The following is a 24,824-nucleotide window of genomic DNA, read 5'->3' as shown; positions in this document are numbered from 1 at the left end:
TTATGGTGTAAATGGTATTTTAGCTCTCCCTCTGTTTTAGTCGCCTCCGGCGAGTTGCAAGTTGCAGGTTACATTTGCCTTCGGCAAGTTGCAGGTTGTTTGTCTTGTGTGTAGACTGTATTTTAGCTCCTCCTCTGTTTATAGAGGAGGAGCTGGAATACTATCTTGCTTCGGAAGATATTTCTCTATTTTCAATTGTTTTTACCTGATTTCGGGTAGTTCTATGCCTTTTATTTTTCGATATAGGTTTAAGGCATAGGAGTCTGTCATACCGGAAACGTAATCCGTTACGGTTTGTATTTTCGTGTATATGGAGTCGTCTTTATGTACTTTGTATTGTTCTGGCATAACGGAAAGGATATTGCGGGCATAATAAGTTTCCGGTTTTAGAACGGCATCAATGTATTCTTTTAGTATGGTCGCGAGTATTTTGAAACCGGCAATCTGTATTTGGGTGACGATGTTCGTGTGATAAATCCGAGAATATGCCACTTCCGTACAAGCTTCGTAAGCTATTTTGTTAGTACCACTAAGATGGCTTATTAAGCTGCCCTTGAATGTACCGTTCATGATTGCCTCGTAGTTCTGGCAAAAGATGTCGGCACAGGCGTTGATTAATTTATTGATGATCCCGGCTCGTAAGAAGGCGATATATTCATTCTTGTCCGTTACAATTTTGAAGGTACGCGCAATGGTTTTCAAGTCTTCTTTGTCTGCTTCTTTATCGTAGAAATTGAGTAGAATTTTTGTTGTCTCTTCATACGATAGGATTTTCAGTTTGTGGGAATCTTCGATATCCATGATTTGATAACAAATATCATCTGCGGCTTCCACGAGATAGACTAATGGATGGCGGACGTATTGCAGCGGTTTTTCGCTTAATTGGATAATTCCGAGTTCTTCGGCTACTTCTTTGTAAATTTCCTTTTCACTTTGGAAGAAACCGTATTTATGTCCCTTGAGGGAGGCTTTGGATTCAAAAGGATATTTAACGATGGAAGCGAGGGTGGTGAAAGTCATGGTATATCCCCCCGGGCGTCTTCCGTTGAAACTGTGAGTCAATAGACGGAATGCGTTCGCGTTTCCTTCGAAGTGACTGATGTCAGCCCATTCTTCGTCAGTCAATAGTTTTTTGAGGTATTGTCCTTCGCCTTCGATGAAAAAATAAGATATGGCTTCTTCGCCCGAATGTCCGAAAGGCGGATTTCCTAAATCGTGGGCGAGACATGCCGTACTCACGATTGTTCCGATTTCTTCCAATATTTCCGGGTGTTCCAGAATTTCTTTGGTTTTGACAAATTGAGCTATCTTATTACCTAGTGAACGTCCCACGCTGGCAACTTCAAGACTATGAGTCAAACGGTTGTGCACGAATATATTTCCCGGGAGGGGAAATACTTGTGTCTTGTTTTGTAAACGACGAAAGGGGGATGAGAATATCAAACGATCGTAATCTCTTTGAAATTGTGAACGATCGTGTGAATGAAACATCGTGATCGTGTTTCCCGGTTGATAGCGTCTTGACGATAATAATTTATTCCAATCCATCATAGTGGTTGCCAGTTTATTTGTGTCACACAAATGTAGTAATAAAAAAAAGAGGAAGCAACCGGCTTCCTCTTTATTGTTCTTATTTTGAAATGAAGTGGTAGTGACTACCAAATCTTTCGAATGCTGCTTTGTCAAGCGACTCTCTGTGATCCGGGTGAGCGATGTTTATAAGTGCTTTCGCTCTGTCTTGGAGTGTTTTGCCGTAAAGGTCCGCAATACCGAATTCCGTTACGATGTAGTGTACGTCGAAACGAGTGGTAACGACTCCGGCTCCATTCAACAGTGTCGGGCAGATTTTGCTAACACCTTTGTTGGTTACGGCGGGAAGGGCAATGATAGGTTTACCACCTTCGCTGGCTGCCGCACCGCGGATGAAATCCAACTGGCCGCCGCTACCGCTGTAGAATTTGGTTCCGAGTGAATCGGCATTTACTTGTCCGGTGATGTCAACGGAAAGTGCAGAGTTAATAGCCGTCATTTTCGGTTGTTGAGCAATGATGAACGGATCATTCGTGTAGCCCACGTCCATCATGGCAACTCCCGGGTTGTCATCAATAAAGTCGTACACTCGTTTTGATCCCATGAGGAAGGTAGAAACGATTTTACCTTTATCGAATTTCTTGTTCATGTTGTTTACAACGCCTTTTTCGTATAACGGTAATACTCCGTCCGCGAACATCTCCGTGTGGATACCCAAGTTTTTGTGGTTTCCCAATTGTGAAAGTACTGCGTTCGGGATGGCACCGATACCCATTTGCAGGGTAGCCCCGTCCTCGATTAGGGTAGCCACGTTTTTACCGATAGCGATATCTTGCTCGGTTAAAACTGACGGGTGAGCCTCGATTAGCGGAGTGTTGTCTTCGCAGAAGATGTCAATGTCAGATAATCTGATGATGGCATCTCCCCATGCTCTGGGAACATTCGGGTTGATGACGCCAATAACCGTTTTCGCATTCTGTACAGCGGCTAACGTGGCGTCCACGGAGGTACCCATGGATACAAAGCCGTGTTTGTCGGGAGGACAAACTTGAATCATAACAACATCCACCGGGTGAATGCCGCTTCTGATTAATTTTTGAGTTTCGCTCAAGTGAACAGGTACATAATCAGCGTATCCTTCTTGGGTGGGTTTACGCACGTTACCGCCCACGAAATAAGACTCCAAACAGAATACACCCTCGAATTCTCCCTCCGCGTAAGGGGCGCTACCCTCGGTGTGCAGGTGTTGTATTCTCACGTTTTTTAATTCGCCGGCACGACCTCTTTTGCAAAGTGCTTGAATTAGACCTTGGGGGGCACAAGCCACGCTGTGAATGTGAATCCGATCGTTGGATTTTACTACTTTTACAGCCTCGTCAAATGACACTGTTTTTATTCCCTGATACATAGTAATTTATTTTATTCTATTCTTATGATTTAATAATAGCTTTCTTGTCTAAAAAACGCCGCAAGTTAGCAACACTCTTTTAATTAAACAATTTTTTCCGTAATTATTAGCTGCCAAATTCGAGCGTTGTGGAATCGTCACATTAGCCACCCCAGAATGGCTTTTCCGGTGAAAAGGTAGATGTTCAGTCCGATAATATCATTTGTCAGTGTGATAAACGGTCCGGTTGCCAGCGCGGGGTCGATTTTCATTTTGTTGAGCAATAGAGGAAACGCGGTTCCGAATATGGATGCGAACATGATCACGATGAATAAGGATATGGTTACCGTGATTGGCATCGCGTAGGAGTTCAAGTTGAAAAAGAGGGATAATATGAAGATGATCGAGGAGCAGATACAGGCGTTGATAGTGGCACACGATATTTCTTTCGTGATACTTTGAAAGATATTTTTCGTGTTGAATGAATTGGAGGCAAGTCCCTTTACCACGATAGCCGAGGATTGTATACCCACGTTTCCGCCCATGGCGGTAATGACGGGAATAAACATTGCCGTGGCAGGAAATAGGGCGATATCCGCCTCGTAGAAAGAGATCATGTATGCCGCTAACATTCCCCCGAATAGCCCGATAATTAACCACGGAAGACGGGCTTTGGTTTGATCCCAAACCGTGTCGGAAGATTCCACGTCCTGACTGATACCGGACATCATCTGGTAATCTTTTTCGGCTTCCTCGCGGATGACGTCTACCACGTCGTCAATCGTGATACGTCCCACTAATCGTCCGATGGAGTCGACAACGGGAATGGCGACCAAGTCGTATTTCTGCATGATGCGTCCCACTGATTCGGCGGATTCGTCTGTCGTCACGTAAGTGACGTCCGGGTTATAGATATTTTTTATTTTCGTGGAGGTGGGGGTCAGGATCATTTTCTTTAAAGATAATCTTCCCTTGAGGATGTTGTCATCATCCACCACGTATATGTAGAATATTTCGTCCAGATTTTCGGCTTGCCGACTGAGTTCGCGCAGGCAGGTAAGGACGGTCCAGTTTTCGTTGACTTTGACAAGCTCTTTTCCCATAAGTCCGCCGGCAGAGTCCTCGTCATAATGCAACAAGTCCACGATGTCGCCGGCTTGTTCAAGGTCTTCCATGTGGGAAAGTACTTCTTGTTGCTGCTCGTTGGGCATACTACCGACAAGGTCGGCTGCATCATCCGAGTCCATGTTGTCAACGAAACGTTTCGCGATTACCTCGGGAGGGAACGAATCAATGAAGCGTTGCCGTTCGTCTTCCTCGATCTCGGCGAGTACGTCTCCGGCTTTCTCTTCATCTAACAGTAGAAACAGGTATTGGGCTTCTTCGGTGTCCAGTTCCTCTATAATTTCTGCAATATCTGCCGGGTGTAACGGTTCTACCAGTTTGGCGACGTCTTCCTTGTTATTGGCTTGAATGAGTTTCTCCAAATGGGAAACAAATTCTTCAGAGAGTTCAAACTGTTGCATATTCTACTGTATTTAGAAGTTTAAAAGCCTATTTTTCAGAGGCTTTTAAATTATTAAACGTTTCAATTTCTTTGCATAGAACAATAAAGTCATCCACGCTAAGCTGTTCCGGACGCAAAGATAATCTTTCTGGCGTGAAATCGGGTGAAATTATCGGTTTTAACGAGTTGCGTAAGGTTTTGCGGCGTTGGTTAAACCCGGTTTTCACGACATTGAAAAATAGCCTCTCGTCACAATCCAGTTTTTCCCTTTTATTGCGAATCAGTCGAATAACGGCCGATTTTACTTTTGGAGGCGGGTCGAACACTTGTTCCCCCACGGTGAACAGGTATTCAATGTCGTAGAATGTTTGCAGGAATACGCTGAGTATGCCGTATGTTTTATTGCCGTGGGGGGCACTGATACGTTCCGCCACTTCTTTTTGGAGCATGCATACCACTTGGGGGATAAGTTCCCGGTTCTCGAGAATTTTGAAAAAGATTTGAGAAGATATGTTATAAGGCAAATTCCCGATCACGGAAAACGGTTCTTGGTAGAAAGTCCGAATATCCGATTTCAGAAAGTCGCCGTATATGATTTGCTGTTTGTGTTCGGGCAATTCCTCGTGTAGATAGTCGATGGATTCCCGGTCGATGTCGATTGCCAACACGGTGAAGTCGGCATCGGCGAACAGGTGGCGAGTGAGTACCCCCATACCCGGACCTATTTCCAGTACCCCTTTGGTTACGGGTAATAAACTTTCCGTGATTTTACGGGCTATATTCTGGTCTTTCAGAAAATGTTGTCCCAGATGTTTTTTTGCACGAACAATACTCATAGAATGAAATCAGGGTGTTATGGGTTAAACTTCCAATTATTTATTTACTTTTGCATCCAGCTTACAAAATAAAGGTTTTATTTTGAGTTGTGAAAATTATTGGAATGTCAATCTTGACTAAATTTTTTGAATGAAGCCGTTTTATAAACAGATTATAAAATTTTTTGCATTCTTGTGCGTGACGGTCGTTTTATTTTGGCTCGTGTACCGGGATCAGGATCCTGCCGAGTTGATGAAGGCGTTGCGGGAAGATGTGAATTACACGTGGATTTGGGTTGCTATCGGGTTGGGAATGCTTAGTCATATAAGTCGTTCTTTGCGTTGGCAGATGCTTACAAAATCAATGGGGTATAAAATATCGTTCATGAATAGTTTCATGGGTGTGATGATCGGTTACTTTGCCAATCTGGCGATACCGCGTATGGGAGAGCTTACCCGGTGCGGGGTGGTGAGTAAATACGAGAATGTGCCTTTTTCAAAATTGCTGGGAACGGTGGTGACCGAGCGGGTTTTCGATATGATCATGTTGTTGTTGCTCACGTTGATTGTCGTGGTGACTCAGTTTAAACAGGTCGGGATATTCCTCGATAATAATGAGGATATTAAAGAAAAGTTATACGGGATGTTTTCTTCTCCCGTGACATGGGGAATATTGATGCTGTTGGTGCTGGGGTTGATCGGGTTTATCTGGTTTTTGAGAAAAGGCTCTTTCTTTACTCGGTTGCATCATTTCATGACGGGATTGAAAGAAGGTTTGCTGACCGTGAAAGATGTCGATCATAAATGGTTGTTTATAGGATATACGATTTTTATTTGGTTGATGTATTACTTGATGTTGTATGTTTGTTTCTTCTGTTTCAAATTTACATCCGGGTTAGGTCCCTTGGTGGGATTGACTGTTTTCGTGCTTTCGAGTTACGGGATGGTTGCCCCGGTGCAGGGAGGCGTGGGAGCATGGCATTTCATGGTGATTGCCGCCTTGATGATTTATTTGCCGCACACGGAGGGAATCGAGAGTATGACGAAGACTTTCGCTTTGCTGACGCATGGCACGATGACGCTTTTGTACATCGTAGTCGGGGTGATTTGTTTGCTGGTATTACCGATATATAATAGAAATAATAGGAATGATTGAGAAGTATTTTACCGGACTGAACGAGATACAGATAAAACAGTTTAACCGGTTGGAAGGACTCTACCGGGAGTGGAACGAGAAAATCAACGTGGTTTCGAGGAAGGATATTGATGCGCTGGAGATTCATCACGTGTTGCACTCTTTGGCTATCGCGAAAGTGATTTCATTCAAGCCCGGAACGCGGGTGCTGGATGTCGGTACCGGAGGAGGCTTCCCGGGCATTCCTTTGGCTATTTTATTTCCGGAGGTTCATTTCCATTTGGTGGATTCTATCGGGAAAAAGATAAAAGTGGTCAACGAGGTTGCCGTTGCATTAGGATTAAAGAATGTGACGGCAGAGCAGGTGCGGGTGGAGAGTATGAGCGAGAAGTTTGATTTTATTGTCAGTCGTGCGGTGACAGCTTTCCCGGCGTTCGTGGCGTTGACGAGAAAACGTCTTTTGAAGGAGAGTTTCAATGATCTCCCTAACGGGATTATTTATTTGAAAGGGGGAGATTTCGAGGAAGAAATACAGGATTTTAGGGAGCGGATTACCGTGTATAATATCCCGGATTTTTTTGAAGAAGAATTTTTTGAGACCAAGAAGGTTATTTATATGAAATATATTAAATAATTTTTTTTACTAACAATTTGTGAGTAAGAAGAATTCTTTATAAATTTGTCGCAGTTTACATTTCCACTTGGTTCATGCCGAGTGATTTTTACTTACTGAAAAAGAAATAATCCAAATATAACGATACTCTATGTATGATATTTTAGAACTGAATGAAAAGTTACTTTCAGAATTGCGTCAAATAGCAAAGGAACTGAATGTTAAAAGGATTGAATCCTATAAAAAGAAAGAATTAATATACAAAATTCTGGACCAGCAGGCTATGGTGGCTACAGAGGAAACGGCTCCGGTGGAAGCGAAAGAGAAAAAACCTCGTGTGCGTGTCATAAGAGGTGGTGCCGAAAAAGTGGGAGATTCTAAAGGCGGGTTACCTAAATTCAACAAGAATAAGGATAACAAGAAGGTAGAAGACAAGCAGGAGCAACCTCCAAAAGAAGAGGAAAAGAAGCAACCCGAAAAGAAGGAACGCGTGAAGGTGAAGGAAGAGGCTCAGCCGATTAATGTCGTACATAGTGATATTCTGGATCAGGATTTGGTTTTGAGTCGCACGGAGAGTGGGATTGTGGTTGAGAAGAAAGCCGAGGTACAGCCGGAAAAAGCAGCCGAGGTGAAAAGTGAGGAAGTTGTCGAAGCGAAACGTGAGCCGGTTGTTCAAAAACAAGAGCGGAAGTTCTTCGAGAAACGGGTAAATAAGAAACAAGATAATAAGGACGCCGCTGTACAGGGGGAAGAGAAAAAAGAAGAAAGTACAGGGGAGAAACCGAAAGAAGAGCAAGGGGAAAGAGTACGTCCTAAATTTATTAAACGCAAACGCGTTGAACGTGACGAGGATGCCATTCGTCAAGATGAAGACGAGGCGAACTTTGAGGAGTCGGAGGGGAAAGAATTTATGTCTGCCAGAGATGAATACGGCAATGAAGGCTATGACAATGCTTCCCCGGAAAATGAAGACAGAAGAGAAAGTACAAGTAACAAAATGCGTTTTGACAAGCGCGATAAATATTACGAGTTCGAGGGGATTATCTTAAATTCCGGGGTGTTGGAAATCATGCCCGACGGGTACGGGTTTTTGAGATCGTCTGATTATAATTACTTGAATTCACCGGATGATATTTACGTGTCTCAGAGCCAAATCAAGTTGTTCGGTTTGGCAACGGGTGACACGGTCGAGGGTACGGTACGTCCCCCGAAAGAAGGAGAGAAGTATTTCCCTTTGATTAAAGTTTCCAAGATTAACGGCAGGACTCCGGATGCTGTTCGTGACCGGATTCCTTTCGATCACTTGACACCGCTTTTCCCGAACGAGAAGTTCAACTTGACCGGAAGCGGACGTGCAACTATCTCTACCCGCGTGGTGGATATGTTTGCCCCGATCGGTAAAGGTCAGCGCGGATTGATCGTGGCTCAGCCCAAGACGGGTAAGACGATGTTGTTGAAAGAAATTGCCAACGCTATTTCAGCTAATCACCCGGAAGTGTATCTGATTATCCTTTTGATTGACGAACGCCCGGAGGAGGTTACCGATATGGCTCGCAGCGTGAAGGCAGAGGTGATTGCTTCTACTTTCGACGAGCCGGCGGAACGTCACGTGAAAGTGGCTAATATCGTGTTGGAGAAAGCGAAGAGAATGGTAGAGTGCGGACATGATGTGGTAATCCTTTTGGATTCTATCACTCGTCTGGCGCGTGCTTATAATACAGTATCTCCCGCATCCGGTAAGGTTCTTTCCGGTGGTGTGGATGCCAACGCCCTGCACAAGCCGAAACGTTTCTTCGGTGCTGCGCGTAATATCGAAAACGGTGGTTCTTTGACGATTCTGGCAACGGCTTTGACGGATACCGGTTCGAAGATGGATGACGTGATTTTCGAGGAATTCAAGGGAACGGGAAACATGGAGTTGCAGTTGGATCGCAAGTTATCCAACCGTCGTATATACCCGGCTGTAGACCTCACCGCTTCCAGTACGCGTCGTGATGATCTGTTGTTGGAAGACTACACGTTGAACCGGATCTGGATATTGCGTAACTATCTGACTGATATGAATTCAGTGGAAGCTATGCAGTTCGTGAAAGATCGTTTGGAGAAAACTCGGTCGAACGAAGAGTTCCTGATTTCCATGAATGACAAATAATAGGATTCAGGGAAATTCTATAGTATATAACATAGAAAAGCGGGTTAAGGATTACTTAACCCGCTTTTTGTATGTTTTGCAACATGTGGATTACAAAATCCGGCTTTTTTTATTACCTTTGCGTTGCAAAAGAATAGAAAAATGGAGAGCTTACGTAACACGCATAAGATTCTGATGAAAGAAAGAACGTCGGCAATTCGGCGCGGATTGTTGGATACGATAGATAATCGTGCCCGATTGATCGCGATAAAGGGAAGCCGGGGCGTGGGTAAGACTAATTTCCTGTTGGATTTTTGCAAAGAGCATTACAAGGATGATCCCTCTTGCCTGTACGTGAATATCAATAATTTATTCTTCGCGATGGAGGGATTGTACAATTTCGCGGAACGTTTTTACAAACTCGGGGGGAAGGTATTGTTGTTGGATCAGATACACAAGTACCCGAACTGGGATAAAGAGTTACGCGAGGCTTACGACCGTTTCCCGGAATTGCAGATTGTATTCACCGTTTCTTCCATATTAAGAGTAAAGTCAAATAAATACCTTCAAGGCATTGTGGAGATGTACAACTTGAGCGGGTTGTCTTTCCGGGAGTTTTTGGAATTGGAAACGGGACACAAGTTCCCGGTCTATTCTTTCGAGGAAATCGTGGAACGCCACGAGGAGATCGTGGACGATATCTTGGAAAAGGTTCGTCCGTTAGCTTTTTTTAATAACTATTTGAAATATGGTTATTATCCCATATATTTGGAGGAGAAATCACATATCGATTATTTACTGAAGAATATCAACTTAACATTGGAGTTTGATATCCCGTACAATAATCAGATCGAGTTGAAGTATTTGACAAAGCTGAAACAATTGCTTTATATCGTGGCGAACGGTAACAGTAATATAAATATCAGCAAGTTGAGTGCCCGGATCGGAGTTTCCCGTGCAACGGTGTTGAACTACCTGCATTACATGAAGAACGCACGGTTGTTGACGTTGTTGTTTGACAAGGAAAGTGATGATGAGAACGGGTTGAAACCGAATCAGGTGTTTCTGCATAATCCGAATCTGCTGAATGCGGTTTGTCTGGATAATACGGATGCGCTGATGATTCGGAAGACTTTTTTAGCGAGTCAGTTGTGTGCCGTGGCGAGATTACATTATTCCGGAAACGAGGATTTGCTCGTGAACCGGAAATATGAGGTTTCCGTGCGGCAGTCGGACGATAAAGGGCGGGTCCGGGATTCAGTGATTCTGATGACCGATATGATCGAAAAGGGTGAGAAAAATATTATACCCTTGTGGCTTGCCGGTTTCGTGTATTGAGAGAAAATGAAGAATAAATAGAGTGATCAACTATTGTTAGTTAATGTTTAAAAAAATGGCAAAAGAAAAGAAATTTATCACATGCGATGGTAACGCGGCCGCTGCTCATGTAGCTTACATGTTCAGCGAAGTATCGTGTATCTATCCTATTACTCCGTCGTCCCCGATGGCAGAGTATGTTGACGAGTGGGCAGCGAAAGGTCGGAAGAACCTGTTCGGTGAAACTGTTCGTGTAGTTGAAATGCAATCGGAAGCCGGTGCGGCAGGAGCTGTTCACGGTTCATTGCAAGCTGGTGCTTTGACCACGACTTACACGGCATCACAAGGTTTGTTGTTGATGATCCCGAACATGTACAAGATCGCGGGTGAGTTACTTCCTTGCGTTTTCCACGTTAGTGCTCGTGCTTTGGCCGCTCATGCGCTTTCTATTTTCGGCGACCACGCAGACGTTTACGCTGCTCGTCAAACCGGATTCGCTATGTTGGCATCCGGCTCTGTACAAGAGGTAATGGATCTTTCTGCCGTGTCTCATTTGACCGCTATCAAATCGAGAGTTCCTTTCGTGAACTTCTTTGACGGATTCCGTACTTCTCACGAGATTCAAAAGATCGAGGAGATTGATATGGAAGAAATCCGCGGTCTTGTGGATATGGAAGCTTTACAAGCATTCCGTGACCGTGCTCAAAACTCGGAACATCCTGAAACAAAGGGTACGGCTCAAAACCCGGATGTATATTTCCAAGGACGTGAAGCTGCTAATAAATTCTATGATGCAGTACCGGATGTAGTGGCTCATTATATGGATGAAATGTCCAAGATTACAGGACGCACTTATCGCCCGTTCGTGTACTATGGTGCAAAGGATGCCGAGAACATCATCATTGCCATGGGTTCGGTAACTGAAACGATTCGTGAGGTGATCGACTACAAGGTGGCGCAAGGAGAGAAAGTGGGTATGGTTGCCGTTCACTTGTATCGTCCGTTCTCTGCTAAATATTTCATGGAAGCGATACCCGCTTCTGTAAAACGTATCGCTGTGCTCGACCGCACGAAAGAGCCGGGAGCTAACGGCGACCCGTTGTATCTTGACGTGAAAGAGGTGTTCTACGGTAAGGAGAATGCCCCGGTGATCGTTGGCGGTCGTTACGGTTTAGGTTCCAAGGATGTAACCCCGGGACAAATTATCGGTGTTTACAAGAACTTGGCGATGAACGAGCCGAAGAATAATTTCACCATGGGTATCGTGGACGATGTTACTTTCCACTCTTTGCCTGTTGAGCCGGAAGTGAAAGTGAACTCCGATGCCATGTACGAGGCTAAATTCTATGGTTTGGGTTCTGATGGTACGGTAGGTGCCAACAAGAACTCTATCAAGATTATTGGTGGTGCTACCAATAAATATTGTCAGGCTTATTTCGCTTACGACTCCAAGAAGTCAGGTGGTTTCACCGCTTCTCACTTGCGTTTCGGTGACGAGCCTATCCGTTCCACGTATTTGATTACCACGCCGGACTTCGTGGCTTGCCATGTGCCTGCGTATATTCATATGTATGATGTGTTGAAAGGATTGAAGAAAGGCGGTTCTTTCTTGTTGAACTCTCTTTGGGATGAGAACGAGGTTGCCAATCACTTGCCGAATCACATGAAACGTTATTTGGCAGAAAATGAAATCAATTTCTATATCATCAACGGAACAAAAATTGGTCAGGCGTTAGGTTTGGGTAACCGTACCAACACGATCATGCAGTCTGCCTTCTTCAAGATCACGAACGTGATTCCTTATGATTTGGCTGTCAACGAGATGAAGAAAGCTATCGACAAGTCATACGGCAAAAAAGGAGAGGCTATCGTGAAGATGAACTATGCTGCTGTTGATGCCGGAGGTATTGATACCAACGTGGTGAAAGTGAACGTGCCCGCTGAATGGAAAAACTTGAAAGATGAAAATTGCGCTCCCGATGCCAACCGTCCGGAATTTATTCGCAACGTGGTTGACGTGATGAACGCTCAAAAGGGTGATGACCTTCCCGTGAGTGCTTTCGTGGGACGTGAAGACGGTTCATTCCCTGCCGGAACTTCCAAATTCGAGAAACGCGGTATCGCTATCAACGTGCCGGAATGGCAAGTAAACAATTGTATTCAGTGTAATCAATGTGCTTACGTTTGTCCTCACGCTGCTATCCGTCCGTTCTTGTTGACTGATGCAGAGTTGGCTGCCGCTCCTGCCGGAACGGAAACGAAGCCCGCTATCGGTAAAGAACTTGCCGGTTACAAATTCAAGATTCAAGTATCCCCGTTAGACTGTACGGGTTGCGGTAACTGTGCCGATGTTTGTCCCGCGAAGGAGAAAGCGCTTATCATGAAGCCGCTTGAATCTCAAGAAGCCGAGATTGCTCGTTTCAAGTACATGGACGAGAAGGTTGGTTACAAACAAGTTGTTGAGCCTAACAACGTGAAGAATTCTCAATTCCAACAACCGTTATTCGAGTTCTCCGGGGCTTGTGCAGGTTGTGGTGAAACTCCTTATATCAAGTTAATCACTCAATTATTCGGAGAACGGATGATGGTGGCTAACGCTACGGGATGTACTTCTATCTATGGTGGTTCTGCCCCGTCAACCCCGTATTGCAAAAACTACGTTTCCGGACGCGGTGTGGCTTGGGCTAACTCCCTGTTCGAGGATAACGCGGAATACGGATTTGGTATGGCTGAAGGTGCTAATCGCCTGCGCGACCGTGCCAAGAGATTGTTGGAAGAGAATTTGTCAACCTTCTCCGCTGACACGCAAGCCGCTATCAACGAGTGGATTGCTGCTTACGAGGATGGTGACAAGACTTTGGCTACCAGCGACAAGATGTCTGCCGCTCTGGCAAAAGAAACTTCCGCTGCCGCTAAAGAGATCATGACGTTGAAACCTTACTTCCCGAAGAAATCTCAATGGATATTCGGTGGTGACGGTTGGGCTTATGATATCGGTTACGGTGGCTTGGACCACGTGTTGGCAAGCGGTCACAACGTTAATGTGTTGGTTGTCGATACGGAAGTTTATTCTAACACCGGAGGTCAATCATCCAAGTCAACCCCCGTGGGTGCTGTGGCTAAATTTGCTGCCAGTGGTAAACGCGTACGCAAGAAAGACTTGGGTGCTATGGCTATGTCTTATGGCTATGTTTACGTGGCACAAGTTGCCATGGGTGCAAATCAGGCTCAATACCTGAAAGCGTTGAAAGAAGCTGAAGCGTATGACGGACCGTCTTTGATTATCGCTTATGCGCCGTGTATCAATCACGGTCTGAAAGCAAGCATGGGTAAATCCCAAGCTGAGGAGAAGAAGGCTGTAGAATGCGGGTACTGGCAGTTGTACCGTTACAACCCGATGTTGGAGGAAGAGGGTAAGAACCCGTTCCAATTGGATTCCAAGGAACCGGATTACTCTAAATTCCGCGACTTCCTGATGGGTGAAGTTCGTTTCAACTCGTTGGCTAAAGCTGCACCGGAAGAAGCAGAGGCACTGTTCGCTAAAACACAACAGGATGCCAAGTGGAAACTGGATGGCTACAAGCGTCGTGCCGAGATGAAATACGGCGAATAATATTCACAATTATTATAGCGAAAACGAGGTTACTTTCGAGTGACCTCGTTTTTATTATATGCGAAAAAAGTATAAATATCTTTTCCTGCTTGATTGGCTTTGCGGGGGAGTGCTAGGATATGTGTTTGCTTTGGTCTGTCCATAACAGATTGCTTGTGTCGTACCCGCGGTGTGTGGCATTGGCGAGTAATGTTTCTTTTATCTCGTCGGGTAAACTGGGTGTTCGGCTGAGTATCCACAAATATTTGTCGGAACTGCTGCCGATGAGTGCGTATTTGTATCCTGCTTTATCCAGTTCGAGGATGTAATAATCGGCGTAGAACCAGAGGAAGAATGCGACTTTTAGTTTGCCCGGTTGTGTGGTATCGGGCATTTTGGCTCGTCCGACGGCACGTTTGAAATGGTCGTTGCCGTTTTTACCCGTTTGGTACCCGGCATTTTCTACCCGCACTTTTCCGTCGGGGAGTAGCGTGTAGGTTGCCGTCACGTTGGAAAGCCCTCGTTCAAACAGGTGATCAAAGCGGGCGATCTCGTACCAGCGTCCCATGTAACGGGACAAGTCGAGTTGGCCGATCGTGGCGTGGTCTGTTTGTCGCAGGAATTGCTCTATCGTGGCATCGGTGAAGCGGAACCCGAATTCAGTTAAGCGGGTGGGTTTCACGTCTTGCCCCGTGGTGAGAAATGCGGCTCCCTCGCCATACAGCGTGCGGAAGCAGAAGCGGGGAATGGTCACAGTACCCCAAGCGTGGCAGGCTTTTGCCACGGCACGGGTGAAGGCATGTTGCGTGAGTCTTCCCGGTGACACGAGATTGACAACGCCTTCTATCGATTTATTCCCGATAATGAATTGCATCGCCCGGCACAAATCATGGATACTGATCCACGGGAAAGGTTGTGTCCCCGGTGCGATGACCGCGGCGAGTTTCATTTTCAAGGGGAGTAACATCTGCCGCATGGCTCCCCCGTCCGGTGAAAGGACGATGCCGAAACGGGTAATGACCAACCTTGTTGCCGGGGGACAATGCCGGGCTTCCTGTTCCCACGCCTCGCAAAGTTCCGGCAGGAAACCGTTTCCCCGTTTGCCCGTGTATTCGTCGTGTGTTCCCTCTGTCGGGTAATATCCTACGGCGGATGCCGAGATCATCAATTCGGGTTTACGGGGAGCGGCATCTAAGGCTCTCGTGATACTCCGTGTCACCCGGATACGGCTATCCTGTAATTCTTGCTTGTACGAGGCGCTCCAGCGTTTATTGACGGGAGCTCCCGCCAAGTTGATAATTACATCACAGCGTGAAAGTGTTTGTACCAGTTGTTTGAACTTTTTTTCTTGAAAGAATGACCTGTCCAAGGGGACAATCTCGTACCCCGCTTCTGATAGTGAGTTCGTGAGGTGTTTGCCAATAAAACCGCTGGCTCCGCTGATCGCTATATTCATATCCCGTGAATTGTTGTTAATGTATGATATGAAAACGTATTTTGATAATGGAAAGTTGCTTTGAAAGGATAAAATGAACGGGTTGAATGAACATTTTTGAGCTTAAAGGTAACCGGGACGGGGTGAAAAGCGTAACGTGTAAAAATAAAACAAATAAAACTATGGATTTGAATAAAATGTTGAATTTGACGGGCATGGTGGCTGTCGTGACGGGTGGCGGCAACGGTATCGGGTGCGGGAGCGCACATATATTAGCCCAAGCGGGAGCCGACGTGGTGATCGGTGATGTGAATTTGGCGGATGCCGAGGTCGTGGCAGAGGATATACGAGGTATGGGACGTAAAGCGCTGGCATTGAAGTGCGACGTGACGAAGGACGGGGATTTGATGAATCTGGTGCAACGTACGATCGTGGAGTTCGGGAAGTTGAATATTCTGGTGAACAACGTGGGTGTCGGCGGGGGCGGGCAAGAGAATCCTTTCCGCGTGACTGAGGAGTATTTCGAGCGTATATTTAAGGTGAATGTCTTTAGTGCTTGGCGGTTGTGCCAGTTGGCAGTGCCTTACATGAAGCAGGCGGACTACGGTTCGATCGTGAATATTACTTCCATGGCGAGTATCAACAGGAGTCCGGGCATGAGTGCCTACGCCTCGTCGAAGGCGGCGTTGAATCACATGACGGCGAATCTGGCGATGGATTTCGGACCGGACGTGCGGATTAATGCGGTAGGTCCGGGTGCGGTGGAAACGCGGGCTTTGGAATCGGTACTGACACCCGAGATAGAGAAAAAGATGCTGGAACACACGCCGATCAAACGATTGGGGGAGATAGACGATATTGCCGGTGCCGTACTTTTCTTTGCCGCACCCATCTCGAGTTGGATCACGGGACAGGTTTTGTTCGTGAACGGGGGCGGGGTGCAGACGCTGGATTAGAGAGGAAAGGCGGAATCCGTGTTTCGCGATTCCGCCCGATATGCCGGTAGATGAATCTTAATGAGGTCTTCTTTGAGCTCGATTCTTTTTGTATTCTGCTGTTTCGTCAGGAGATGCCGGTTCCACCTTCGCTATATAGCCTCGGGAGGAGGTGTATTCTCCTTTGGGCGTGTTTATTTTTTTGTCGATATTTTCAAAAAAGACTCTGAGCGGAGTGTCTTCTTGTTCTGCTTTTTGTATTTTGTCGAAAACTTTTTTGCCTTCTTCGTGGGTGAGGTCGATGAAAAACATGGCAGCAAAATATGAAACTCCTACACGGGCTTCTTTTTCGTCGTGACTGATGATGTGAGGAATAGAAACATGATAATTTCTAAGTTTCTGTTTGAATAATTCAAGTTCTTCCAGTGAATAGGGATATCCGACCATGGATGCCCCGCTTTGGATTTCGTTTTGGACGGTAGGTGCGCTGATCACGACATTCGTGATAACAAAAGCGAGTTTCTTCCCGATGGATTCACGGGTCGCTTTTGCCCATGCCGGGATTTTATCGGCTTTCAAGGAGAAAAGAAGTTGTGGCGTACCGACAGTGTCGAGTCGTATTTGCTCGAAGTCATCAAGAGTGACAATCGGTGTCTGGTCGAGATAATAGGTTTCGAATGTTCTGTACATTTTTCCTTCGACGCCATGGATGGAATCGGTGACATAATACCAGCCCGTGGGGAGGTATTTGTGTTTTTTCGTGTTATTCTTTTGTGCTTGTAACAAGGGACAACAGAGAATTAGCATGATGAAACAGAGAAACAGATTTTTCATTTTCATAGCTGTAAAAGATTGGTTTATTCACAAATATAAGATTCTTTTCTTTAAGTGTGTTTAGAAATAGGTAAGAATCACCCGTTTAATTTTATACCTTCGCGGGAAGGGCAGAATTGTAATAGTTATTGTTTATGGTTAGAATATTAGTTGTAGAAGATGAACAGCGGGTAGCCGATTTGTTGAGAAGGGGATTGGAAGAATCCGGCTATCAGGTGGTGCTGGCTTATGACGGACAGATGGCTCTCCGGTTGTTTAAATCGGGTGATTTTCAATTAATCATTTCTGACGTGGTTTTACCCAAAATGGACGGGTTCGAGTTTTGTAAAGAGGTGCGCCGGGAGAATGCCGGAGTCCCGATTATCATGCTCACGGCTCTCGGGCAGACGGACGATAAGTTGGAGGGATTTGATGCGGGGGCGGATGATTACATGGTGAAGCCGTTTGATTTCCGGGAGTTGGATGCCCGGATAAAGGTGTTGCTGAAACGGGGAAGTAATGACGTGCAGGCTGTTGCCCCGGAAGAGTTAGTGTACGCCGATTTGAAAATTGCTCTCCGCACGAAAACGGTGTACAGGGGAACGGATGAAATAAGGCTTTCACCCAAGGAGTACAATCTGTTGTTGTATATGGCGGAGAACCCGGAACGGGTGTTGAGCCGGGTGGAGATCGCGGATAAGGTGTGGAACACGCGTTTTGACACGGGAACGAATTTTATCGACGTGTATATTAATTATTTGCGCAAGAAGATAGACCGGGATTACGAGGTGAAGTTGATTCACACGAAACCGGGTATGGGTTTTATTTTTATGGCAGAGAAATGAAGATCAGGAGTAAGTTGACATTGAGGTACACGGGGGTGACCGCGGTTGTTTTTCTGGGGTTGTTGTCGGCAATCTATTTTTTCTCGGAACGAAGCCGAAACCGGGAGTTTTTCCGGGATTTGAAGAGTGAGGGAATCACGAAAGCAAATCTTTTTCTGAAAAACCAAGTGGATGCCGTTACCATGCAGTCGATTTACTTGAATAACCGGGAGTTTATCAACGAGGTGGAAGTGGCGGTTTATGATACTTCTTTTCAATTGCTATATCATGATGCGAAGCAGATTGATTTGGTAAAGGAAACCCCGGAGATGATGGAAAGGATAACGCGGAATAAAGTTATCGAATTTTATCAAGGGCGTTATCAAGTCGTGGGGATGTTGTACGAGTTCGAGGGAAAGGAGTATATAATCACGGCGGCGGCTTATGACGGGTACGGTTATGCGCAACGGGAGGCGTTGCGCGTGATGTTGGCTTGTATGTTATTGCTGGGACTCGCGATATTGTTGGGAGTGGGATATTTGCTCGCGCGGGGAGCGCTGACTCCCGTGTCGGATATGGTGGAAGAGGTGCGGGCTATTACCGCTTCGAATTTGGATACGCGGGTACCGGTACGGTACGAGAATGACGAGTTGGGGGAGTTGGCGGTGACATTCAATCGGATGCTCGATGGACTGGAAAAGTCTTTCGAGGCACAAAAGATGTTCGTGAGTAATGTGTCCCACGAGTTGCGTACCCCGATGGCGGCTCTTGTTGCCGAGTTGGAGTTGGCTTTGTTGAAAGACCGTGCGCCGGAGGAGTACAGGGAAGCGATACGCAACGTGCTGAATGATGCCCAAGGGGTGGTGAGGCTTTCGGAGGGATTGTTGAATTTAGCGAGAGCCGATTATTTGCCGGAGCGGGTGAAAATGGAGGACGTGCGGTTGGATGAATTGCTGCTGGATGCGCGGGAAATGGTGTTGAAAGCAAATCCTGATTATAAAGTGGAGTTGATTTTCGAGGGGGAAGCCGATGATGACAGGGTGCTCACAGTACTGGGGAATAGCTATTTGTTGAGGACGGCTTTCGTGAATCTGATCGAGAATAATTGCAAATTTTCGGGGGATAAGACTTCACTCGTGCAGATTACGTTTTGGGAGGATATGTCTATTATTCGTTTCTCGGATACGGGGATTGGCATGACGCCGGATGATAGGGAAAAGTTATTTTCTTTATTTTACCGCGGGAGTAACAAGGATTACGCCCCGGGAAACGGGATTGGCATGGTATTGACACGTAAGATCGTGACGATGCACAAGGGGACGATACAGGTAAATTCCCAGCAAGGGGAGGGAACTGTTTTCACGGTGGAGTTGCCGCACGTGTAGAGTTTGAATTCTAACGGTTTTCTAATGGTGTTATAATGTTTCTCTAACGGCTTGTCGTGAAGGGGGTGAGTACTTTTGTCCGTGTAAAGTATAACCCTCTAAAAGAAGACAATTATGATTTGGAGAAAGCACAATAGAAGAGAAGGTGCGGCGTTTAATACGGAGAAGGTGTTTCTTGCTGCCACGCAACCATTGAAAACGGTGTACGCCTATTTTCAGACTTCCTGCCGAGGGTTGACGGACGAGGAGATTAAGGAACGGCAAAAGGAGTACGGGCAAAACGAGATCGTGCATGAACAGGCGCAAAAGGCGGTGGTGATGTTCTGCAAGGCATTTATAAATCCTTTCATCGGGGTGTTGATGGCTCTGGCTATCGTGTCGCTTGTGATCGACGTGTGGATGGCAGCACCCGAAGAACGGGAATGGACGAGCGTGATCGTGATTTCGACGATGGTGTTGTTGAGTGTCGTGTTGCGCTTTAGCCAAGAGTGGAAATCGAGCAGGGCGTCGGACGCATTGAAAAAGATGGTGAAAAATACTGCCAGCGTGTACCGGAACGGACGGGAAGAAAGCGAGGAAGTGAATATCACGGAACTGGTGCCGGGGGATGTGGTCTACTTGGCGGCGGGAGATATGGTTCCTGCTGACGTGCGTGTCGTGGAGTCGAAAGATTTGTTTGTCAGCCAGTCAGCCTTGACGGGAGAGTCGGATGCCGTGGAGAAGAGTACCGTGATTTCGGGCAACAAGTACCGGAGCGGGAGTGTCGTGGAGCTGGATAATATTTGTTTCATGGGTTCGAACGTGGTAAGCGGTTCGGCTATTGCGGTCGTGTTTGCCACGGGTAAAAACACGTATCTCGGGACGATAGCCAAGAGTATCGTGGGAGTACGGGCGCAGACTGCTTTTGACAAGGGAATCAGTAACGTGAGTTTTTTGTTGATTCGGTTTATGCTGGTGATGGTGCCTTTCGTGTTTCTGGTGAACGGGGTGACGAAAGGGGATTGGTTCGAGGCTTTTATTTTCGCCATATCCGTGGCGGTGGGGCTGACGCCGGAGATGTTGCCGATGATTGTTACCGCTAATTTGTCGAAAGGGGCGGTGGTGATGGCGAGGAAAAAAACGATCGTGAAGAACTTGAACGCCATTCAGAATTTCGGCGCCATGAATATTCTATGCACGGATAAGACGGGCACGTTGACACGGGATCAGATCGTGCTGGAAAAGTATATAAACTCGGACGGGAGTAGTGATGACCGGAAACGGGTGTTGAGGCACGCTTTTTTCAACAGTTATTTCCAGACGGGATTGAAGAACCTGATGGATAGGGCTATTTTGTCGCACGTGAAGGAGTTGCAGATGGAGTACTTGAAAGATAATTACATGAAGATTGACGAGATCCCGTTTGATTTTACCCGTCGCCGGATGTCCGTCGTGGTGGAAGACAGGCTCGGGAAGTGTCAGATTATCACGAAAGGAGCCGTGGAGGAGATGTTGGATATATGTGCTTTTGCCGAGTTTGACGGGGAGGTACACCGGATGACCGACGAGTTGCGTGCCAAGGCTTACGCTATCAGCGAACGGATGAACCGGGAGGGGATGCGGGTACTTGCCGTTGCCCAAAAGAGTTGGATCGAGAAAGGACGGGAGTTCGGGGTGGATGACGAGGCGGAAATGGTGTTGATTGGTTATCTGGCGTTTCTTGATCCGCCGAAACCTTCTGCGGCGAGTGCTATCAAGCAATTGCATGAGCATGGCGTGGAAGTGAAGGTGTTGTCGGGAGATAACGAGGCGGTGGTGAAGACGATTTGTCGGCAGGTGGGTGTGGATACGACTCATACGCTGACGGGGCAAGAGATCGAGCGGATGACGGACGGGGAGTTGAAAGGAATGGTGGGCGAGGTGACCGTCTTTGCCAAATTGACACCTATGCAGAAAACCCGGATTATCACCTTGTTGCAGGAACAGGATAACACGGTCGGTTTCTTGGGTGACGGGATTAATGATGCTTCTGCCCTGCGACAATCGGACGTGGGTATATCCGTGGATACGGCGGTGGATATAGCCAAGGAGAGCGCAGATATTATTTTGCTGGAAAAGGATTTGATGGTGTTGGAGGATGGTGTTATCGAGGGACGCAAGACTTTCGGCAATATCATGAAGTATATCAAGATGACGGCGAGTTCTAATTTCGGGAATATGTTCAGCGTGCTGGGGGCGAGTGCTTTTTTGCCTTTCCTGCCGATGTTGCCGATCCATTTGTTGGTACAAAATTTATTGTATGACGTATCGCAAATCACGATCCCTTTTGACCGTCTGGATGCGGAGTACCTGCAAAAGCCCCGGCGGTGGGATGCTTCCGATTTGAGCCGGTTTATGATTTACATCGGTCCTATCAGTTCAATCTTTGATATAGCGACCTATCTGGTGATGTGGTACGTGTTCAAATGTAATTCACCGGAACATCAGGCTTTGTTCCAATCCGGGTGGTTCATCGAGGGGCTGTTGTCGCAAACGTTGATCGTGCACATGATTCGTACCCGTAAGATTCCCTTTATCCAGAGTACGGCGTCATGGCCGGTGGTGGGGCTTACACTTTTGATTATGGTGGTCGGTATCATACTCCCGTTTTCGAACGTGGGGGCGGCAATCGGGTTGGTGCCTCTGCCTTGGAGTTATTTCCCGTGGCTGGTGGTGATATTATTGAGCTATTGCGTGCTGACGCAGGTGATCAAACAATGGTATATTAAACGGTTTACTCGCTGGTTATAAAATGAATGAGTTATGGAACTGATATTTTTTATCTTGCTGTACGTTCTCGGTTGCCTGTGTGCCATGTGGCTCACGAATAGGAACAGGAAGCAGCGGAAAAAGAAAAAAAGAATGTATTAGTCTGTTTCTTTCTGTGCTTGCAATTCCCGGATTTCTTTGTTGAGGAAGATGGAGAGAACGGTGCGCAGGACGACAATCCCGCCCAAAATGGCTAACTCGTTCAGACCGGGTTCCAACACGGTTTTGAGGATGTCGGAAGCGATCAGAAATTCAAGTCCCAGAAGAAGATAGGTTCCCAAATCAGCCCGGAGTTCACGTGTTGCGGTAAATGAATATTGCCCCGTGATTCTTCGGGCTTCATTGCGTAAAAAGGCACAGAAAGCGATGATTGCCCCGTAGACAACGATGATCAGGCTGATGACACTGATTGCTGTGGATAGTATTTCCAGATAGTGCATGATTTTCATGATGTTGAGTTTATATCTATGGTTAAAAATACGGAATCGTTTGAGAAAGGTTGTTGCAATTCCCGTTTTTTAGTTAAAATCGTTATCTTTGGGGGCAGTATAAAAATAAATCATTTACTCATATAAAAATGGAAGAAAACAAACAAATGAATTCACTCCCGGATAATGCTTACCGGGAACTCGCCCCGGGCGAGGAGTACAAGCCAATGATGCCGGCTAACACGAATCCCAAGGAGGTGACGCCTTACTCGGTGACGTTCGGTATTATCATGGCGATTATTTTTTCCGCGGCAGCCGCTTATTTGGGACTGAAAGTGGGACAGGTGTTCGAGGCGGCTATTCCGATCGCTATTATTGCCGTTGGTGTGGGCAATATGATGGGTAAGAAGAATATGCTGGGACAAAACGTGATCATCCAGTCTATCGGGGCAAGTTCCGGTGTGGTGGTGGCGGGTGCTATCTTCACGTTGCCGGCCTTGTATATTCTCGGGTTGGAAGCGCAGTTTTATCAAGTGTTCCTTTCCTCTTTGTTCGGGGGATTCTTGGGAATCTTGTTGTTGATCCCTTTCCGGAAGTATTTCGTGAAAGACATGCACGGGAAATATCCTTTCCCTGAAGCCACGGCAACGACCGAGGTACTGGTATCCGGGGAGAAAAAGGGTAATCAGGCGAAATTGTTGGCGGTGAGCGGGCTCATAGGCGGTTTGTATGATTTTTGCGTGAGCACCTTCGGCTGGTGGGCGGAAGGAATCTCTACCCGTTTGATGGGTTGGGGCGAAGTGCTTGCCGATAAAGTGAAAGTGGTATTCAAAATTAACACGGGTGCGGCGGTACTCGGTTTAGGATATATTATCGGTTTGAAGTACGCGGCTATTATCTGTGCCGGTTCTTTCACCGTGTGGTTCGTGTTGATTCCTTTTATCAGCCATTTTGCCGATGGGCAGACTTTGGCAGTAGGAGAGGGAGTTTCGATGCTTTTGAGGGACATGAGTCCGGAGCAAATCTTCACGAATTATGCCCGTCATATCGGTATCGGTGGTATCGCTATGGCAGGGGTAATTGGTATTATCCGTTCTTCCGGTATTATCAAACAGGCGTTAGGTCTGGCGGTTAGTGAACTTGGCGGTAAGAAGAATATAGAGGGCAGCGTGGAGCGCACGCAACGGGATTTGAGTATGAGATTGATTCTTTCCGGGGTTATCTCCGTGTTGATTGCGACCTTCGTGTTTTTCCAATTCGGAGTGTTAGGTAATCTGATGCACACGATTATCGCCACGTTGATCGTATTTATTATATCTTTCCTGTTCACGACGGTGGCGGCTAACGCTATTGCTATTGTGGGTTCCAATCCGGTGTCGGGAATGACGTTGATGACATTGATACTGAGTTCTCTGGTGTTGGTAAGTGCCGGGTTGAGCGGAACGAGCGGTATGATGGCTGCCATGATTATCGGTGGTGTGGTTTGTACGGCTTTGTCTATGGCAGGTGGTTTTATCACGGACTTGAAGATCGGTTATTGGCTGGGAACGACTCCCGCCAAGCAGGAAGGTTGGAAATTCTTGGGAACGGCTGTTTCTGCCGCAACCATTGCCGGGGTGATGATGGTATTGAATAAAACTTACGGTTTCGTGGGCGAGGGTGCCTTGGTTGCCCCGCAGGCAAATGCGATGGCGGCAGTGATCAAACCATTGATGGAAGGTGGCGCAACCCCGTGGTTGTTGTATTTTGCGGGTGCTGCTCTGGCATTGATTCTGACGATGATCGGGGTGCCTGCCTTGGCTTTTGCCTTGGGTATGTTTATCCCGTTGGATTTGAATACCCCGTTGTTGATCGGTGGTATCGTTAGTTGGTACGTGGGAAGTCGCAGTAAGGACGAGAACGTGAATAAGGCTCGTCGTGAACGCGGTACATTGATAGCTTCCGGGTTTATTGCCGGAGGTGCGTTAATGGGTGTGATCAGTGCTATATTGAAATTTGCCGGACTGGATTGGTTCATGTCATGGAGCGGTGCCGAGATGTTGGCGGTAGTGATGTATATTCTGATCATCCTTTACTTCATCTATGATTCGATGAAAGCCAAGCTAACAGATTAATTGATTTTAAATTTTAGATTGTAAATTTTAAATTGAATAATGCAATTTGAGATTTACAATCTAAAATGTTGATAAG

Annotated in this window: 17 protein-coding genes; 10 read left to right on the top strand and 7 right to left on the bottom strand. The window is 46.4% G+C overall.

Going from position 1 to position 24,824, the window contains the following annotated elements; all coding sequences use genetic code 11:
* Positions 1-201 precede the first annotated feature (201 nt).
* From ACK8P8_RS15795 to rsmA, 4 genes are all read right to left on the bottom strand, one after another.
* Positions 202-1,551 (bottom strand): deoxyguanosinetriphosphate triphosphohydrolase, encoded by a 1,350-nt coding sequence (locus ACK8P8_RS15795; RefSeq protein WP_099290054.1) that lies wholly within the window; start codon positions 1,549-1,551, stop codon positions 202-204.
* 79 nt (positions 1,552-1,630) lie between these two features.
* Positions 1,631-2,938: an acetyl-CoA hydrolase/transferase family protein gene (locus ACK8P8_RS15790; RefSeq protein WP_099290055.1), complete on the bottom strand. Its 1,308-nt coding sequence runs from the start codon at positions 2,936-2,938 to the stop codon at positions 1,631-1,633.
* 137 nt (positions 2,939-3,075) lie between these two features.
* On the bottom strand, positions 3,076-4,443 hold the full coding sequence (gene mgtE / locus ACK8P8_RS15785; RefSeq protein ID WP_099290056.1) for a magnesium transporter: 1,368 nt from the start codon (positions 4,441-4,443) through the stop codon (positions 3,076-3,078).
* Positions 4,444-4,471: 28 nt separating this feature from the next.
* Positions 4,472-5,260, bottom strand: coding sequence for a 16S rRNA (adenine(1518)-N(6)/adenine(1519)-N(6))-dimethyltransferase RsmA (gene rsmA, locus ACK8P8_RS15780; RefSeq protein ID WP_369860854.1), 789 nt, complete (start codon positions 5,258-5,260; stop codon positions 4,472-4,474).
* A gap of 130 nt (positions 5,261-5,390) precedes the next feature.
* On the opposite strand from rsmA, the gene ACK8P8_RS15775 reads away from it, so the two are divergent.
* The 5 genes from ACK8P8_RS15775 to nifJ all read left to right on the top strand — a co-directional run bounded on the left by ACK8P8_RS15775 (position 5,391) and on the right by nifJ (position 14,048).
* Complete coding sequence (locus ACK8P8_RS15775) at positions 5,391-6,395, top strand: lysylphosphatidylglycerol synthase transmembrane domain-containing protein (protein WP_369860853.1); 1,005 nt, start codon at positions 5,391-5,393, stop codon at positions 6,393-6,395.
* Entirely contained in the window at positions 6,382-7,008 is a 627-nt protein-coding gene (rsmG, locus tag ACK8P8_RS15770; RefSeq protein ID WP_227215470.1) for a 16S rRNA (guanine(527)-N(7))-methyltransferase RsmG, read from the top strand. Before ACK8P8_RS15775 ends, rsmG begins: the two co-directional genes overlap by 14 nt.
* Positions 7,009-7,138: 130 nt before the next feature.
* Positions 7,139-9,139 carry a transcription termination factor Rho gene (rho, locus tag ACK8P8_RS15765; RefSeq protein ID WP_369860852.1) on the top strand — a complete coding sequence of 667 codons (2,001 nt, stop codon included), beginning with the start codon at positions 7,139-7,141 and terminating at the stop codon, positions 9,137-9,139.
* A gap of 141 nt (positions 9,140-9,280) precedes the next feature.
* On the top strand, positions 9,281-10,456 hold the full coding sequence (locus ACK8P8_RS15760) for an AAA family ATPase (protein ID WP_099290061.1): 1,176 nt from the start codon (positions 9,281-9,283) through the stop codon (positions 10,454-10,456).
* A gap of 55 nt (positions 10,457-10,511) precedes the next feature.
* A complete protein-coding gene (nifJ, locus tag ACK8P8_RS15755) occupies positions 10,512-14,048 on the top strand; it encodes a pyruvate:ferredoxin (flavodoxin) oxidoreductase (protein ID WP_099290385.1) in 3,537 nt (1,178 codons plus the stop codon).
* 112 nt (positions 14,049-14,160) lie between these two features.
* Here nifJ and ACK8P8_RS15750 read toward each other — a convergent pair whose 3' ends face one another.
* The gene (locus tag ACK8P8_RS15750) at positions 14,161-15,483 is read right to left on the bottom strand and encodes a TIGR01777 family oxidoreductase (protein ID WP_369860850.1); all 1,323 of its coding nucleotides are present in this window, start codon (positions 15,481-15,483) and stop codon (positions 14,161-14,163) included.
* A gap of 161 nt (positions 15,484-15,644) precedes the next feature.
* Between ACK8P8_RS15750 and ACK8P8_RS15745 the strand changes: the two genes are divergently transcribed.
* The gene (locus ACK8P8_RS15745) at positions 15,645-16,418 is read left to right on the top strand and encodes a glucose 1-dehydrogenase (RefSeq protein ID WP_227215456.1); all 774 of its coding nucleotides are present in this window, start codon (positions 15,645-15,647) and stop codon (positions 16,416-16,418) included.
* Between the two features lie 57 nt (positions 16,419-16,475).
* Here the strand turns inward: ACK8P8_RS15745 and ACK8P8_RS15740 are convergent, their stop codons facing one another.
* On the bottom strand, positions 16,476-17,237 hold the full coding sequence (locus tag ACK8P8_RS15740) for a SecDF P1 head subdomain-containing protein (protein ID WP_369860848.1): 762 nt from the start codon (positions 17,235-17,237) through the stop codon (positions 16,476-16,478).
* Positions 17,238-17,365: 128 nt separating this feature from the next.
* On the opposite strand from ACK8P8_RS15740, the gene ACK8P8_RS15735 reads away from it, so the two are divergent.
* The 3 genes from ACK8P8_RS15735 (at position 17,366) to mgtA (ending at position 22,188) form a co-directional block, all read left to right on the top strand.
* Positions 17,366-18,055, top strand: a complete 690-nt coding sequence (locus ACK8P8_RS15735) for a response regulator transcription factor (RefSeq protein WP_369860847.1) — start codon at positions 17,366-17,368, stop codon at positions 18,053-18,055.
* The gene (locus tag ACK8P8_RS15730; protein ID WP_369860846.1) at positions 18,052-19,419 is read left to right on the top strand and encodes a sensor histidine kinase; all 1,368 of its coding nucleotides are present in this window, start codon (positions 18,052-18,054) and stop codon (positions 19,417-19,419) included. Before ACK8P8_RS15735 ends, ACK8P8_RS15730 begins: the two co-directional genes overlap by 4 nt.
* A gap of 114 nt (positions 19,420-19,533) precedes the next feature.
* Positions 19,534-22,188, top strand: coding sequence for a magnesium-translocating P-type ATPase (mgtA, locus tag ACK8P8_RS15725; RefSeq protein ID WP_369860845.1), 2,655 nt, complete (start codon positions 19,534-19,536; stop codon positions 22,186-22,188).
* A 116-nt stretch (positions 22,189-22,304) separates the two neighbouring features.
* Here the strand turns inward: mgtA and ACK8P8_RS15720 are convergent, their stop codons facing one another.
* Positions 22,305-22,655, bottom strand: a complete 351-nt coding sequence (locus ACK8P8_RS15720) for a DUF1622 domain-containing protein (protein WP_186977974.1) — start codon at positions 22,653-22,655, stop codon at positions 22,305-22,307.
* 128 nt (positions 22,656-22,783) lie between these two features.
* Here ACK8P8_RS15720 and ACK8P8_RS15715 point away from each other — a divergent pair, with 128 nt between their 5' ends.
* A complete protein-coding gene (locus ACK8P8_RS15715; protein WP_186977972.1) occupies positions 22,784-24,748 on the top strand; it encodes an OPT family oligopeptide transporter in 1,965 nt (654 codons plus the stop codon).
* Positions 24,749-24,824 lie beyond the last annotated feature (76 nt).

Source organism: Butyricimonas muris (genome assembly GCF_046365375.1).
In the GTDB taxonomy this organism is placed as follows: Bacteria; Bacteroidota; Bacteroidia; order Bacteroidales; family Marinifilaceae; genus Butyricimonas; species Butyricimonas muris.
Note: the sequence above shows the minus strand (reverse complement) of the source record. Positions and strands in the feature narration are given on the sequence as shown.